General features: G+C 36.7%; 15 protein-coding genes and 1 pseudogene. All 16 read left to right on the forward strand.

Translation table 11 applies throughout. The features are described from left to right. The first annotated feature begins 7 nt into the window (after positions 1-7). On the forward strand, positions 8-1,552 hold the full coding sequence (locus AC3IS5_RS06895) for an acyl-CoA carboxylase subunit beta (RefSeq protein ID WP_489427128.1): 1,545 nt from the start codon (positions 8-10) through the stop codon (positions 1,550-1,552). Between the two features lie 17 nt (positions 1,553-1,569). Further along, entirely contained in the window at positions 1,570-2,373 is an 804-nt protein-coding gene (locus AC3IS5_RS06900; RefSeq protein ID WP_489427129.1) for an SDR family oxidoreductase, read from the forward strand. A 164-nt stretch (positions 2,374-2,537) separates the two neighbouring features. Continuing rightward, positions 2,538-2,912 carry an AtuA-related protein gene (locus tag AC3IS5_RS06905; protein WP_489427130.1) on the forward strand — a complete coding sequence of 125 codons (375 nt, stop codon included), beginning with the start codon at positions 2,538-2,540 and terminating at the stop codon, positions 2,910-2,912. Positions 2,913-3,019: 107 nt separating this feature from the next. Beyond that, positions 3,020-3,802 (forward strand): enoyl-CoA hydratase/isomerase family protein, encoded by a 783-nt coding sequence (locus tag AC3IS5_RS06910; protein ID WP_489427131.1) that lies wholly within the window; start codon positions 3,020-3,022, stop codon positions 3,800-3,802. A 53-nt stretch (positions 3,803-3,855) separates the two neighbouring features. Beyond that, on the forward strand, positions 3,856-5,232 hold the full coding sequence (locus tag AC3IS5_RS06915) for an acyclic terpene utilization AtuA family protein (RefSeq protein ID WP_489427132.1): 1,377 nt from the start codon (positions 3,856-3,858) through the stop codon (positions 5,230-5,232). A 133-nt stretch (positions 5,233-5,365) separates the two neighbouring features. Next, positions 5,366-6,946 (forward strand): long-chain-fatty-acid--CoA ligase, encoded by a 1,581-nt coding sequence (locus AC3IS5_RS06920; RefSeq protein ID WP_489427133.1) that lies wholly within the window; start codon positions 5,366-5,368, stop codon positions 6,944-6,946. A 98-nt stretch (positions 6,947-7,044) separates the two neighbouring features. Beyond that, complete coding sequence (locus AC3IS5_RS06925) at positions 7,045-7,170, forward strand: hypothetical protein (RefSeq protein WP_489427134.1); 126 nt, start codon at positions 7,045-7,047, stop codon at positions 7,168-7,170. Positions 7,171-7,255: 85 nt separating this feature from the next. Next, complete coding sequence (locus AC3IS5_RS06930; RefSeq protein ID WP_489427135.1) at positions 7,256-8,425, forward strand: acyl-CoA dehydrogenase family protein; 1,170 nt, start codon at positions 7,256-7,258, stop codon at positions 8,423-8,425. Positions 8,426-8,590: 165 nt separating this feature from the next. After that, positions 8,591-8,764 (forward strand): annotated as a pseudogene (locus AC3IS5_RS06935) (MBL fold metallo-hydrolase); the annotation flags it as partial. A gap of 197 nt (positions 8,765-8,961) precedes the next feature. Next, positions 8,962-9,282 carry a YbjQ family protein gene (locus AC3IS5_RS06940; protein ID WP_489427136.1) on the forward strand — a complete coding sequence of 107 codons (321 nt, stop codon included), beginning with the start codon at positions 8,962-8,964 and terminating at the stop codon, positions 9,280-9,282. Further along, positions 9,282-9,518 (forward strand): hypothetical protein, encoded by a 237-nt coding sequence (locus AC3IS5_RS06945; protein WP_489427137.1) that lies wholly within the window; start codon positions 9,282-9,284, stop codon positions 9,516-9,518. Before AC3IS5_RS06940 ends, AC3IS5_RS06945 begins: the two co-directional genes overlap by 1 nt. Before the next feature lie 751 nt (positions 9,519-10,269). Next, positions 10,270-10,587: an ABC transporter gene (locus AC3IS5_RS06950; RefSeq protein ID WP_489427138.1), complete on the forward strand. Its 318-nt coding sequence runs from the start codon at positions 10,270-10,272 to the stop codon at positions 10,585-10,587. A gap of 107 nt (positions 10,588-10,694) precedes the next feature. Beyond that, a complete protein-coding gene (locus AC3IS5_RS06955; protein WP_489427139.1) occupies positions 10,695-11,108 on the forward strand; it encodes a VOC family protein in 414 nt (137 codons plus the stop codon). Between the two features lie 265 nt (positions 11,109-11,373). Then, positions 11,374-12,081 (forward strand): DNA alkylation repair protein, encoded by a 708-nt coding sequence (locus tag AC3IS5_RS06960; RefSeq protein WP_489427140.1) that lies wholly within the window; start codon positions 11,374-11,376, stop codon positions 12,079-12,081. 143 nt (positions 12,082-12,224) lie between these two features. Continuing rightward, positions 12,225-12,671 (forward strand): SRPBCC family protein, encoded by a 447-nt coding sequence (locus AC3IS5_RS06965; RefSeq protein WP_489427141.1) that lies wholly within the window; start codon positions 12,225-12,227, stop codon positions 12,669-12,671. A gap of 741 nt (positions 12,672-13,412) precedes the next feature. Continuing rightward, positions 13,413-14,042 carry a class I SAM-dependent methyltransferase gene (locus AC3IS5_RS06970; RefSeq protein WP_489427830.1) on the forward strand — a complete coding sequence of 210 codons (630 nt, stop codon included), beginning with the start codon at positions 13,413-13,415 and terminating at the stop codon, positions 14,040-14,042. The last annotated feature ends 219 nt before the right edge of the window (positions 14,043-14,261 follow it).

Here is a 14,261-nt window from a genome sequence, read left to right on the forward strand (position 1 = left end):
GAAGGGGATGAGTTTGTTGACAAACGAAGAAAAAGAAGTAGCTATGCTTGCTGTAAAAGAGCGGATTAAACAGGGAGGAGCAGAAAAGTATCGAGAGCGACTCCGGACTCAAAATAAAATGTTAGTACGTGAGCGCTTGAAGCTTTTATTTGATTCCGATTCACTTCGTGAAGAGTGGATTTTTGCTAGATGTGAAGATCCAGATTTAGCGGCAGATGCGATTATTACTGGTCTGGCAAAGATTAACGGTCGTAAAATTGCTTTTATGGCTGCTGATCCGACTGTCAAAGCCGGCTCGTGGGGTGAGAAGTCTATAGAGAAGATGATACGGGTCCAAGAACTGGCAATGAAGTTAAAAATCCCGATGCTCTACATGGTCGACTCTGCAGGAGGAAGGATTACCGATCAAATTCATGTTTTCCCGGGTTATCGGCATGCTGGAAAGATCTTTTTTAACATGGTTAAGATGTCTGGAATGGTTCCACAGATTTGCATTAATTTCGGTCCATCCCCTGCAGGAGCCGCTTATATTCCCGCATTCGCGGATCTTGTCATCATGGTAGACAAAAATGCTAGCGCTTACTTAGGGTCTACCCGGATGGTAGAAATGGTTATTGGCGAGAAAGTCACAATGGAACAGATGGGCGGGGCGCGGATGCATTGCTCAACAAGTGGTTTAGGCGATATTTTGGCTAAAGATGAAAAAGAAGCGATTGAGATGACGAAACAGTATCTTTCTTATATGCCACAAAGTTATAAAGATAAGCCGGCAGATACCGAAAAGCGCTTACCGAAATCGGGTCCTTCTTTAAAGGAGATTATCCCGCAAGATATGAATCGACCGTTTGATATTATCCAACTAATTGAAAGGATTGTTGATGAAGAAAGCTGGTTTGAAATCCAACAGCTATTTGCTCAGGAACTAGTCGTCGGTTTTGCAAGGATGGATGGCAAAGTAGTTGGAATTGTAGCGAATCAGTCAAAAGTGAAGGGGGGTACCTTATTCATTGATTCGGCCGATAAAGGAGCCCACTTTGTAACGCTTTGTAATGCCTATAATATTCCGCTCCTTTTCTTGGCTGATATCCCGGGTTATATGGTAGGCTCTGCTGTTGAGCGCAAAGGAATTATTCGACATGGTGCGAAGATGTTGACAGCTGTATCTGAGGCTACTGTTCCTAAAATGACAGTCATTGTTCGAAAATGTTACGGAGCTGGACTATATGCAATGTGTGGACCTGCTTATGACCCAGAATCTGTCATCGCACTTCCTTCGGCATCGATTGCAGTTATGGGTCCGGAGGCAGCGATTAATGCAGTATATTACAACAAAATTCAAGAGTTGCCAGAAGAAGAAAGAGCGGCTTATATCGAAGAGAAAAGAGAAGAATATTCCAAGGATATTAATATTTATGCACTTGGTTCGGAAATGATTATTGATGAAATCATTCCTTTTGATCGACTCCGTGATGAAGTAATTGATCGATTCGATTATTACGAGTCCAAAGATATAAAGTTTGGAGAGAAAAAATGTCCAGTTCATCCGGTATAAAAGGAGTCGTAGAAAACATGCAAATATTTTCTGAGTCTTTGTTAAAGGGCAAAGTTGCAATTATAACTGGTGGCGGTACAGGAATTGGCAAGCAAATTGCAAAGGAACTAGGAAATACAGGAGCTAAGCTTGTATTGACCGGTCGCAGAGAAGAAGTATTAAAAGAGACGGCAAAAGAATTTCATGATTTAGGAATCGAAGCAATTACAATCTCTACAGATATAAGAGAACCGGATCAGGTGCAGAATTTGGTAGACTATACTGTTGAAAAATATGGGAAGATTGATATTTTAGTGAATAATGCCGGAGGACAATTTCCAAAAAAGACGGAAGAATTATCACCAAATGGATGGAATGCTGTTATTAATAGTAACTTAAACGGAACCTTCTATGTGACGCAAGCGGTTTCCAAGCAGTTTATTAAGCAAGGTACGGGAGGGGTAATTACGAATATTCTGGTTAATTTTCTCCACCGTGGTGCTCCGGGAATCGCCCACTCTGTAGCGGCAAGAAATGGTATCTATGGAATGATGAAGACATTGGCTTTGGAGTGGGCAAAACATAATATTCGAATCAACTCGATTGGTCCTGGATTATTTATAACTGAAGGAATGGAAGAAGAGATGGCAAGTTTTGCGGGGGCTGATTTTATTAAAGACGTCACTCAAGATATACCACTAAAGCGAACTGGGAAACTGGAAGAACTAGGCTGGCTCGTTACGTATTTATCAAGTCCAGCGGCTGAATATATCACAGGTGAATTTGTTGTCATAGATGGAGGGAACTCCCTTGGGCGTGGAATTTCGTTCGTTCCATATTAAAAATTCGGCATAAATCGAAAGGAATCCATGTTCCATTAGCCGAGGGAGAAGGATCATCTCCGAAGAAGGACAATTAGATGGAAGAATAATGTGTTGGTTGTGTAACTTTTCATCTTGCCGAAAACTAATTTAGTCTGTTTTCAAAAAAGGGGGGGAATAAAACGATGAAAGTAAAGTTATGTGATGTAGCTCAAGCAAGATCTGGCGATAAAGGAAATAACGCGGATATATCCCTGTTCGCAAAAAATGAAGAACTGTATGAACTTTTTAAGAAAGAAATTACAGCGGAAAAGGTAAAGGAACATTTTTCCAGTCTTTGTAAGGGGGAAGTAGAACGATTTGAAGTACCGAATGTATTAGCTTTAAAATTTGTCCTACATGAGGCGTTGGGAGGAGGAGCTCCCATGTCAATTCGTATTGACAATTTAGGAAAGTCGTTAAGTGCGGCCTTGTTTCGGATGGAAGTAGAAGTTCCTGATGATATCATCAGGAAAATCGATGTTAAATCACCACCTAAGCAATTTGAAATGTCCAAGTGATAAATTGGCTGGTTGTGAGTGAAAAGAAGCCAAATATCGATGTAATTAATTATGAATATGGATTTATATATAGGTATTAAAATATAGGGAGAGAATGGGGATATATAATGGAGCCAATAGTATCGTATCGTGTGGAAGATAATATAGCGATTATTGCACTGAATGATCCCGAGCGAAGAAATCCTTTATCAATGGATATGTGTTGGGTGTTAATAGAACATTTGAAATCAGCCGAAAGTAATACGGATGTTCATGTTATCTTGCTAACAGCAGTAGGAACGACCTTTTGTGCGGGAGGAGATATGAAGGAGTTTACTAAATATCAAGAAAAACAGCCAAGTGAAGTTCACCAAGATGGAGAAGCAACGACTGAATTGTTTAAAACATTGTCCAATCTTAGAAAACCTTTGATTGGGGCAATTAATGGGCATGCACTAGGTGGGGGACTGGGAATGGTATCAGCATGCCACTATTCTATCGCTTCTTCAGAGGCTAAATTTGGAACAACAGAAATTAAGTTGGGGCTATTTCCATTAGTTATTCTCCCTTTAGTTATTGAGGCCGTAGGGTCAAAAAAGGCATTAGAAATTAGTTTTACGGGAGAAATTTTCTCGGCAGAAAAAGCACTAGATTTAGGTCTAGTCAATAAGATAGTTCCTCCGGATCAAGTATTGATCGAAGCAAAAAGTTTTGCTAGACAACTCGCTGAAGCAAGTCCACTGGCACTAAAGATTGGTATGGACTGCTTTGTTAACACAAGAGATATGGAGTGGAATAAAAAGCTAGACTATGCAAATACACTACGCGTTATTAGCTTTCTTAGTGACGATGTAAAGGAAGGGGCGACCGCATTTCTGGAAAATAGAAAACCTCATTGGACTGGTCGTTAAGAAAAAGTTGATTTGATGTTAATAAATGGATCCGATTAAAAGAATAGGGGTGAATGGTAGTGAAAAAAGTTCGAGTTGGAGCCGGAATGGGATTTTACGGAGATTCAATCTTAGCGGCGATAGATGTTGCTCGTAAAGGAAATGTGCAATATATCTGTTTTGATCATCTGGCTGAATTAACGATGTCCATTTTAGAGAAAGATCGAAAAAAAGATCCGACCTTGGGCTACACAAGAGACATTACAAATGTAATGAAGACGCTATTGCCTGAATGTCACCCTCGTGGGATTAAACTGATTAGCAATGCTGGTGGGATTAACCCGAAAGGCGCTGCGGAAGAGGTACGAAGAATTGCTAATGAACTAGGCTATCACGACCTTAAAATCGGAGTTGTGACTGGTGATGATATTTTTGATCGACTAGAAATATTAGAGGAACAAGGAACTTCCTATACAAGTATGGATAGTGATGAGTTGTTTGAGCAATACCGGGAACGATTATTGTTTGCGTCAGTCTATTTAGGAGCGCAGCCAATCGTTGAAGCACTGAGACAAGGAGCCGATATTGTTATCACTGGGAGAACGACAGATTCGGCACAATTTGCCGCGCCATTAATTTATGAATTCGGTTGGGCGATGGATGATTGGGATCGGATAGCATCAGGTGTATTATTAGGTCATCTTCTTGAATGTTCTGGCCAGATCACAGGAGGTAATTATAGTGGGAATTGGTGGGAAATTGAAGGTATGGCCAACATCGGCTATCCAATTGGAGAAGTATCCGAAGATGGTTCGTTCATTTTGACAAAAGCAGAAGGTACAGGTGGTAGAGTCACTTTAGATACAGTGAAAGAACAGTTTCTATATGAAATTCATGATCCAACTAGCTATATTACACCCGATGTTATCGTTGACTTCACAACTGCTGTACTTGAAGAAATTGGGCCAGACATGGTTCGTGTTTCCAACATTAAAGGCAAGCCTGCACCAGAGACTCTAAAGATATCAATGGGCTATGAAAACGGCTGGTCCGGGGAAGGAATAATGGGTTATTCTTGGCCGCATGCATTGGAAAAAGCTCGGAAGGCAGAACAAATCATTCGTGAACAGATTAAACAGCAAGGGATTGCAGCCGAAGAAATTCATGCTAGTTATCTAGGTTATAATTCTTTACACGGTCCATTAGTTGAAGAGATGGATTCGGATCATTACAGTGAGATATATCTCAGGATGGCTATCCGTACAAAAGATAGAACTGAAGCTGAAAAACTAGGTCGTTTACTCCCGCCCTTGGCATTAAATGGACCGGCATTTGGCGGTGGAGGACTTGGTCGTATGCAAAGGCCAAGACAACTGTTGGGTTTATTCTCTAGTTTGGTCAATCGGGATTTGATTGAGAAAGATATCAAAGTAGAGTTAATTGAGGTCTAAATTTATCTATTACAGTTAAAAATTTCATTAAATGTCATCAATATTATTAGGAACTGCAATAAAGAACACTTAGCCTCTATAATTTACTGAGTATTTATAAAAATAAAACTATTATAAGTTCGGGGGAATAGAAATGTCTGTTGAGTACAATTTAATTCATCGTGTTAATGTTGGTGATATTTTGCGAAGAAATGCAAGTAGGTATCCTCATAAACTGGCTGTTATTGAGGGGAAGAAAAGGTATAGTTATCAAGAGCTGAATCAGCTTGTAAATCAAGGTGCCCGAGGATTATTATCGCTAGGTCTAACAAGAGGTGATAGAGTCTCTGTCTTAGTCAGTAATTCAATTGAATTCTTACAAATCTATTTTGCTTGTGCAAAGACTGGGATTGTAATTGTCCCTATTAATCTAACCTTGCTTAAGCATGAAATAAAATATATTGTGAAAGATTCCGATTCGAAAGTAATTTTTGTAGAAAGCGATTACCTTGAAAAAATACAGGATCTTTCGGAAAGCTCTATTCAGCATATTGTTGAAGTCAAAACAACAGACAGAGAGAGAGTTGAGACTAGCTCTTATTCTGAATGGAATCTTCTTCTAGCTAATCAAAGTAATTCAGAAATTTTTTGTGAAGTGCATGACCGGGACATTATGCAATGCTTATATACGAGCGGTACAACCTCTAAGCCAAAAGGAGTACTGAGCAGTCACTTAGCTGTGTATATGAATACGTTAGGGACAGCATTTGATTTGAAATTTTCTGATCAAGATGTATCGATTGCGATGATGCCCTTATATCATGTAGCACAAATAAACGCCCTTACAACTCCTGCAATCCTCGCTGGTGGAACGACAGTAATAATGAAGAGTTTCGAACCAGTAAAGTTAATGGAATGGATAGAAAAAGAGCGGGCAACACTAATATTTGGATTGCCAATGATGTATCGGACTTTGTTGGATCATCCTGATCGAGAGAAATACAACTTATCGACTTTAAGATTAGCGGTCTATGCGATGGCCCCAATGCCAGAACATGATTTAAAGAGAGCGATAGCCACACTTCAGTGTGACTTTGCCCTTCTTTTTGGGCAAACCGAAATGGCTCCTGTTTCTGCAGTGTTCCGCCCAGAACATCAATTGATAAAAGCTGGGGCTGCGGGAACAGCAGGAGTAAATGTAGATGTTGCAATCATGGATGAGGCAGGTAATATGCTACCTACAGATGAAATTGGTGAAATAGTATATAGGAGCCCTCAGATAATGGAATGTTATCTAAATGATGATAGTGGGAATGAAGAAGCATATAAATATGGGTGGTTTCATAGTGGTGATTATGGATATTTTGATCAAGATAGGATGTTGTGGTTCGTCGACCGAAAGAAAGATATTGTGAAAACCGGAGGAGTAAATGTTGCTTCTCTTGAAGTGGAAAAAACAATTTTTCATGATCCGCGTGTTCAGAATGTCGCTGTTGTGGGTTTACCACATAATCACTGGAGTGAAGCACTTACAGCATTTATAATTCCCAAGCATGGGGAAGTAATCACCGAAGAAGAAATTATCAAGATCTGCAAAGCGAGATTAAGCGGGTTTAAAGTGCCTAAGAGAGTCATTATTGTTGAGGAATTCCCAACAACTTCAACAGGGAAAATTCAAAAGCATATTTTAAGAAGAAACTATGAAACAATTTATTCGGAGAACATTCCTTCTTAAAGATTCAATCCATTATTTTCTAAATATCGGTTTAATAGCAGATAAGGGAGCTCCTTATATATTACCGACAGTGTTGGTAAATCTGAGTATTGGAATTAATGTATAATGGAGCACCAATTTTATCTAATGATGCACTTAACTTAGGCTTGCTGAATCGCATGTTGCTAATATTGGAACAGCGAGTAATGAGTATCGCGGAGCAGCTTGCTAATGGTACTGCTTAAGTTTTTAAAATCACAAAACAATTAGTTAAGAATGAAGCTGATAAAGTGGAGCTAATCTTGCGTTTTTCGACGAAGAGGAATTTGGATGAAAAGGAAGGTGGTAAATATGGGATTTACTGATGAAATAGAAATGTTGAGAAAGACAGTTAGCAGTTTTGTGAAAAGTGAAATAGCGCCAATAGCTGAGGAAATGGACAGAACGGATAAATTTCCAGCTGGCATGTGGAGTAAGCTGGGCGAGTTGGGGGTTCTTGGGATAACAGTTCCTGAGGAGTATGGTGGTACAGGTCTTGGGCCTGTCGAACAAGCTATTGTAACTGAGGAAATAGCTAAATATAGTGCTGCAATTGCAGTATCTTATGCTGCACACTCGAATTTATGCACACATAACATTTATCATAACGCCAACGAAGAACAGCGAATGAAATATTTACCAAATCTTTGCGCTGGAAAGACAATCGGTGCCCTTGGTTTAACAGAGCCAGGTGCAGGATCAGATGCAATCGGACTAAGTACAACGGCAAGACGTGAAGGTGAATATTATATTTTAAATGGAAGTAAGACTTTTATTACCAATGGGCCGATTGCTGATGTGATGATTGTCTATGCCAAAACAGATAAGGAAAAAGGAGCACATGGCATAACAGCATTTATCGTGGAAAAGGATTTTCCAGGCTTTTCTGTATCAAATCGTTTAGAAAAAATGGGGAATCGTGGATCTGACACGGGTGAGTTAATATTCGATAATTGCAAGGTCCCTGTTGAGAATGTATTAGGTCAGGAAAATAAGGGAATAAAAGTAGTTATGTCTGGTTTAGACATCGAAAGGGTCATCATTTCTGCATTGTCATTAGGAATCGGTGAAGGCGCTTTTAGAGAGGCTTTAAAATACTCGCAAGAACGAAAACAATTTGGCAAAGAAATAAGTCAATTTCAGCTAATCCAGGCTAAATTAGCGGATATGTACACTAACCTTCATGCCGCAAGATTAATGACTTATGATGCTGCTGAGGAAGCTGCAAAGGGCAAAAAGATTACGATGAAAGCAGCATCCGCGATTTTATTTACTGCAGAAACGGCAACAAAAGTAGCTTTGGAGGCTGTACAAATTCACGGTGGATACGGCTATATGCTTGATTATCCTGTCAATCGATATTTACGGGATGCGAAACTTTATGAGATTGGTGCTGGCACATCCGAAGTTAGAAGATTGATCATTGCTAAAGAGTTACTTGGGATAAAAACATTTCAATAAAATAATTATAGAGAAATAGAAGATTGATATTACATTTAGCGTAGGCCTTTTTGATAGGTGCTAGCGCTTTTTTTTGATTAAGGATATACTAACTTAGCAATATTCCAAGATTCATATTTGATTTTCGTTTTATGCGTTATTGGCTTCTATTTGTGCAAGCGAGACAGTGAAAACGGAATAATTAAAGGGATTCATGCCCCGACAGTCCTGGATATAAAAGAAGTCAGACTCTCTTTGAAGAAATACTTAGACTTCGATATTGAATCAGTGGTTTGCTACCACGGTGGGTTAAGTAAGGAAAATATTCATGACCAGATTCAAGAAGTAATTTCATATTAAAATTCTAGAACATTCTTCAGCAATCGAGCATTTTACTTGAAGATAAATGAGCTGTTTAGACAGCTCTTATTTTTTATCAACTAAGCGGCAGGTTAATTGAATAAGAAAATTGGTATAATATGATTGTTACTTTTAAAAATTTCCGTGATACTATTTCGAAATCTAACATAATAAATTGAACATTGGAGATGATGAATGTGCTTGTAGTTACAACAGAACACATTGAAGGGTATAAGGTTGTAGAAGTAAAAGGCTCAGTATTTGGTCTAATTGTAAGAAGTAGAGGGCTTGGCGGGGATATTATGGCGGGCTTAAAAGGATTAGTAGGAGGAGAAATCAAGCAATATACTGCAATGCTTGAAGATTCTAGAAAAGAAGCTATAGACCGTATGATTTTAAATGCCAACCAAATGGGAGCGAATGCTATTATCATGATGCGATATGATTCTGGTGAAATGGGTAAAAACATGAGTGAAATTGTTGCATACGGAACGGCAGTTGTTGTGGAAAAGCTATAATGACGACATTTTTTGGAATAGGTATATATTTGATATTTCAAATTAGTATTGTCCTCGTTTGTATCTTACTTGGATACTTTATATATGACAAACGATATAAACGCAATAGTGGAAAAGAAGTTCCTAAAGGTTTTGAGGTAACGAATGAAGTGAATCTTGACCCTGTTACGGGTGAAAAAATAAGGGTATATTATAATGCAGAAACAGGTGAACGAATTTATAGAAAAGAAAATTAGTTATTTTTGTTTTTTAGGCTGATTTTCTTTTTTGTGCTTCGGATTGATTATTCTCAATTATAGGAAATAAATGATACATTACATATTACTGAGATTCATGCTACGTTATCTGATTCAAGCCTAACTGATAATAAATAATTAAATATTGGGATTGGTATGTAAAGAAAATAAGAGTTTGATATTTAATACATTTTGGATATTGTTTGGGAAAGATAAAAGACACTGTTTTATGAGTATCCTTATAGACATCTAATAGTCTTTGGATGTTTTTTTTATTTGAGCAATTTTAAATAGTGTGACTCCAAAAACAAGACTAATTAAACAGATTGTTGATTTCCAATTAGTCGCAATTGAGTTATCAATAAATTTTATTTCCAAAACATCAAAATCTAGTAGTAAAAATATAATAGCGTTAACAAAAAGTAAATAACTTACTAATTTTAGCATGCTTATTCACCTCATCAGGGCTATTTATCTGTAATCGGTGCTAATTTTAAAGAAGCTTCTTCGACTATTTTAATTGATAATAATATTAAAGTGAATAGTGTTAATTAAAATAAGCGGATGGTGAAATAACTGTTTACAATGTTCCTAGTTCTGTGAGAGGGAAAATAGTAAAGGATTAGCGCTTTATTTTATTGAATTTGTTGGACTAGCGGGCAAAATAGTTGAAGAATAACTGATAATATATGTATAGCAAATTGAACATTGGGACGTGATTAAATCGGATAAAAGGTTATTGGAGATATATGTGGATTGGGAAGAAAAATTAGACAAGGATGAGTGGTATTTTAGTAATTCTTTTGAATCATTTACAAAGGAAATGTCTTCTGACGAAGCATTTAACTATATTCCGATTGTCGTTGAAGTCTTATTGAAGTTAGATGATGACTTTTTGATATGGGAAACCCTTTATTTTTTAATTAAACTATATGGTATTGCTGATACCACTGAAATACATCCATTTCTTGATAAAAATTGGTCTATTCTAACAAATCATATTAAGAAGTTTAAAGACCCCTATGCTACTCCATTTGGGGAGCTCAAAAGGGATTTAAGAATAAAATAATAATATTCTTATTGTGCTAACGGGGTAGGTTAGTTGAAGAAGGTGTTTTTTACCTTACTGAAGAATATATGCGAGAGTAGAATTAAATTAAAAAAGGAGAAATAACTATGACAAAACAATTTTGGATCAACTTGCCAGTTAAAGATACAAATAAATCAAAAGAGTTTTATAGCAAACTTGGATTTTCGACTAATACACCACTTGGCAATAGCGATCAAGTGCAATTAGTCATCGGAGATAATAATGCTACCGTAATGCTTTTTCCTGTTTCCACTTTTGAAAATTTCACCAAACATGAAATAGTCGATACAAAACAAGCTACTGAAGTATTATTTTCCATTGATGCAGAGAGCAAAGAAGAAGTAGATGAAATAGCAAAGAGCGCAGTAGAGGCTGGAGGTACAATTTTTGGTGAGCCCTCAGAGAACCAGGGTTGGATGTACGGCTGCGGTTTTGCTGATTTGGATGGTCACCGCTGGAATGTGTTGTATATGGATATGAGCAAGATGCCGAAGGAGTAAGAAATAGAAAGCTAAATCTCTTATTAAGCTAAAGGCTGCTTTAGTAGAAGATTTTTGAGCTGTTCAGACGGCTCTTTTTACTTCTTTAACTAAGAGGTAAGTTAGTTCATTAATTTTCCACTATCAACACACCAATATTACCGCACACACTCCTCACATTTTAAGGCGATGGTTTTGCTGACAAATAGTCAGGTTTGTTATAGGCTAATTGTATTTGCTTGAATATTAAGGGGATAAATCTCCAAAAAGAAGGAAGTGCTAAAAGGTGAATCTACAAACTGTTATGCAGGAGCTTGAAGCCCTCGGCAAGGAACGAACAAAAAAAATGTACATATCCAATGGTGCGCACGAACCACTATTTGGCGTGGCTACAGGGGCAATGAAGCCAATCGCCAAGAAAATAAAAATAAATCAACCTTTAGCTGAAGAACTCTATGCCACAGGGAACTATGACGCAATGTATTTTGCAGGTATTATTGCAGATCCAAAAGCAATGACCGAGTCGGATTTTGACCGTTGGATGGATGAGGCATATTTTTATATGCTGTCCGATTATGTGGTAGCAGTAACTTTAGCAGAAGCAGATATTGCACAAGACGTTGCTGATAAATGGATTGCAAGCGGTGAAGAGCTAAGGATGTCAGCGGGCTGGAGTTGCTACTGTTGGCTTTTAGGGAATCGCTTAGACGTTGAATTTTCTGAAAGCAAGATTGCTTATATGCTGGAAAGTGTGAAAAATACAATTCACGTTTCGCCAGAACGAACGAAATCGGCTATGAATAATTTCCTATACACAGTAGGGGTCTCGTATTTGCCGCTCCATGAAAAGGCGGTTGAAACTGCAAAGGCAGTAGGTCCAGTAGAAGTCAAAAGGGACAATAAAAAAAGTAGTTTAGTACACGCTTTTGAAAGTATTCAAAAGGAAGTAGATAGAGGAAAGATAGGTTTCAAACGCAAACATGTAAGATGTTAAACAATAACCTCTCATCACGGACAATATACAATTATAGAGGGCGTTAATCCACCAAATTATCAATTAAACCATACAGAAATATATGTTCCAATAAAAGTTAAGAAATAATAATAACCACTGCTGATAATTGGAGGTACAAAACAGTGTTAATAACAAGTCAAACGGAGATTCAAGCCCCTATTGAGGTAGTATTCTCTTACTTAGAAGATAATGATAAACAAAAAGAATGGATGACAGGATTAGAAGGAACTGAGTATTTAACGAAGTTTGATATTAGTAATCCGGTTGGTGTTAAGTTTAAACAAAGGTTAAGAGAAGGAAACCGTATTCAAGAGTATGAAGGACAAGTTACTGAATACAATAAAAATAATAGAATAAGTATTCAAATGAATCATCCATCTTTCTTAATCAATGTTTCATATAACCTTCAAGAAATTAGTCCGTATTCAAGTATTCTTTATATTACAGAAGAAGTAACAGCTAAGACTGTTTCAGGAAAGATATTAAGTATACTGTTTCGTGTATTTATGAAAAAAGGTTTAGAGAAACAAATGAAGGCTTTGAAACAGTGCGCTGAAAAACAATTATAATGTTTTTAGCATGTTCACTTAAAGTAAAAGGTGCGTTAATTAAAGATCATTGAGTTGCGTAAGCAGCTCTTTTTTTCTTTATTGAACTAACGAGGCAGATTAGTTTAATAAGGAGTCTCGTCAGATTTATGCGGATTTACAATGTTAGTAATAAAAAAACACTTCCAAATTCGATATTTGGAACTAGAATTTATTATATAACGTCTTTTGGAAATGATTATATAAAAAAGAAAATAGAGGTATTTATGAAAAAATTAAGTTTTATAATTCTCATTATTACAATGAAGTAGCAGAAACCTTCGATGACGCGATAAATCCTTCTGTGAGCAATATGTGAGCAAATCCTATAATAGCAGAAAGATGTTATTTGATGAAAAGGTCCGTAAACATTGCTATATCAACGTTTATGGTGGGATTTTTGAATGAGATAGAGCCAGGAGCGTTAAAATCGATCTCTCATGTAAAAAAATATAGCTAGCCATGGCCTAATTTGTTGTAATGGAGAAATAATTCTTTAAATAAATTGTTACCGATTTATATTAATTGCAGATATAAAGAGTCTGTAATATACTTATTTGAAATAATAAGATTATGTATTAGTCACTAAAATGTAATAAAGAAGAACCGGGTTGGTGAATCTTAATATATTGGAGTTTAGGCATATAAACATTATTTGAATTTAACATTAGTGTTAAGCAAGATAGCAACCCAACTAAAATAAAACATGTAGGAGATAAAGATCTGACTGAATTTTGGGAATCAAGTTTTATAGAAAAACAAACGATGTGGGGATTTGAACCTACAGATTCTGCAATCGTGACAAAGGACTTTTTCCTTGAAAGAAATGTTAAGGACATACTGGTACCAGGTATTGGATATGGTAGAAATGCAAAGGTTTTTATTGACAATGGAAAAAATGTAACAGGTATTGAGATTTCAAAAACAGCGATTGATTTGGCGAGGCAAAACGGGCTTGATATTAGTATTTTTCATGGTTCAGTAACTGACATGCCTTTTGATAAAAAACTCTATGACGGTATATTTTGCTATGCACTTATTCACTTATTGAATAATCGTGAGAGAGAAAAGTTTATTAAAGATTGCTATGATCAGTTAAAGCCAAATGGATATATGATTTTTACAACTGTTTCAAAAAAAGCCCCAATGTTTGGAAAGCGCAAACAATTGGATAAAGACTATTTTGAGATAATGGAAGGCGTCAAAATGTTTTTTTATGATTCTGACTCCATAAAACAAGAATTTGAAAAATATGGACTAGTAGAGTTTTCAGAAATTGACGAGCCAAATAAGAACATGAAAAATAAACCGCCTGTAAAATTTATAATTGTAAAATGTAAGAAAGAACTATAAAGATAATCATACAAAAAACCAGAAATAGTAAATTGCTAGCGGATAGGGTGTGTATATAATCATCTATTCGCCAAGATATGCAATTGGTAAAAAGATTATATGAAATACAATATGATATTGAAGGAATAGAGGGAAATTGTATCTAAATGTACTGGATCGGAATCTTCTTAAATTGCTTCATGATAAGAAAATGGCAACACAACACTTAAGGAGCGTACT

This window comes from Viridibacillus sp. KH_047, from assembly GCF_057838945.1.

Coding starts and splice junctions, on each gene's coding strand:
- AC3IS5_RS06915 (WP_489427132.1), top strand. CDS start 3,856: ATGGTAGTGAAAAAAGTTCGAGTTGGAGCCGGAATGGGATTTTACGGA.
- AC3IS5_RS06930 (WP_489427135.1), top strand. CDS start 7,256: ATGAAAAGGAAGGTGGTAAATATGGGATTTACTGATGAAATAGAAATG.
- AC3IS5_RS06895 (WP_489427128.1), top strand. CDS start 8: ATGAGTTTGTTGACAAACGAAGAAAAAGAAGTAGCTATGCTTGCTGTA.
- AC3IS5_RS06945 (WP_489427137.1), top strand. CDS start 9,282: ATGACGACATTTTTTGGAATAGGTATATATTTGATATTTCAAATTAGT.
- AC3IS5_RS06900 (WP_489427129.1), top strand. CDS start 1,570: ATGCAAATATTTTCTGAGTCTTTGTTAAAGGGCAAAGTTGCAATTATA.
- AC3IS5_RS06920 (WP_489427133.1), top strand. CDS start 5,366: ATGTCTGTTGAGTACAATTTAATTCATCGTGTTAATGTTGGTGATATT.
- AC3IS5_RS06905 (WP_489427130.1), top strand. CDS start 2,538: ATGAAAGTAAAGTTATGTGATGTAGCTCAAGCAAGATCTGGCGATAAA.
- AC3IS5_RS06955 (WP_489427139.1), top strand. CDS start 10,695: ATGACAAAACAATTTTGGATCAACTTGCCAGTTAAAGATACAAATAAA.
- AC3IS5_RS06925 (WP_489427134.1), top strand. CDS start 7,045: ATGTATAATGGAGCACCAATTTTATCTAATGATGCACTTAACTTAGGC.
- AC3IS5_RS06910 (WP_489427131.1), top strand. CDS start 3,020: ATGGAGCCAATAGTATCGTATCGTGTGGAAGATAATATAGCGATTATT.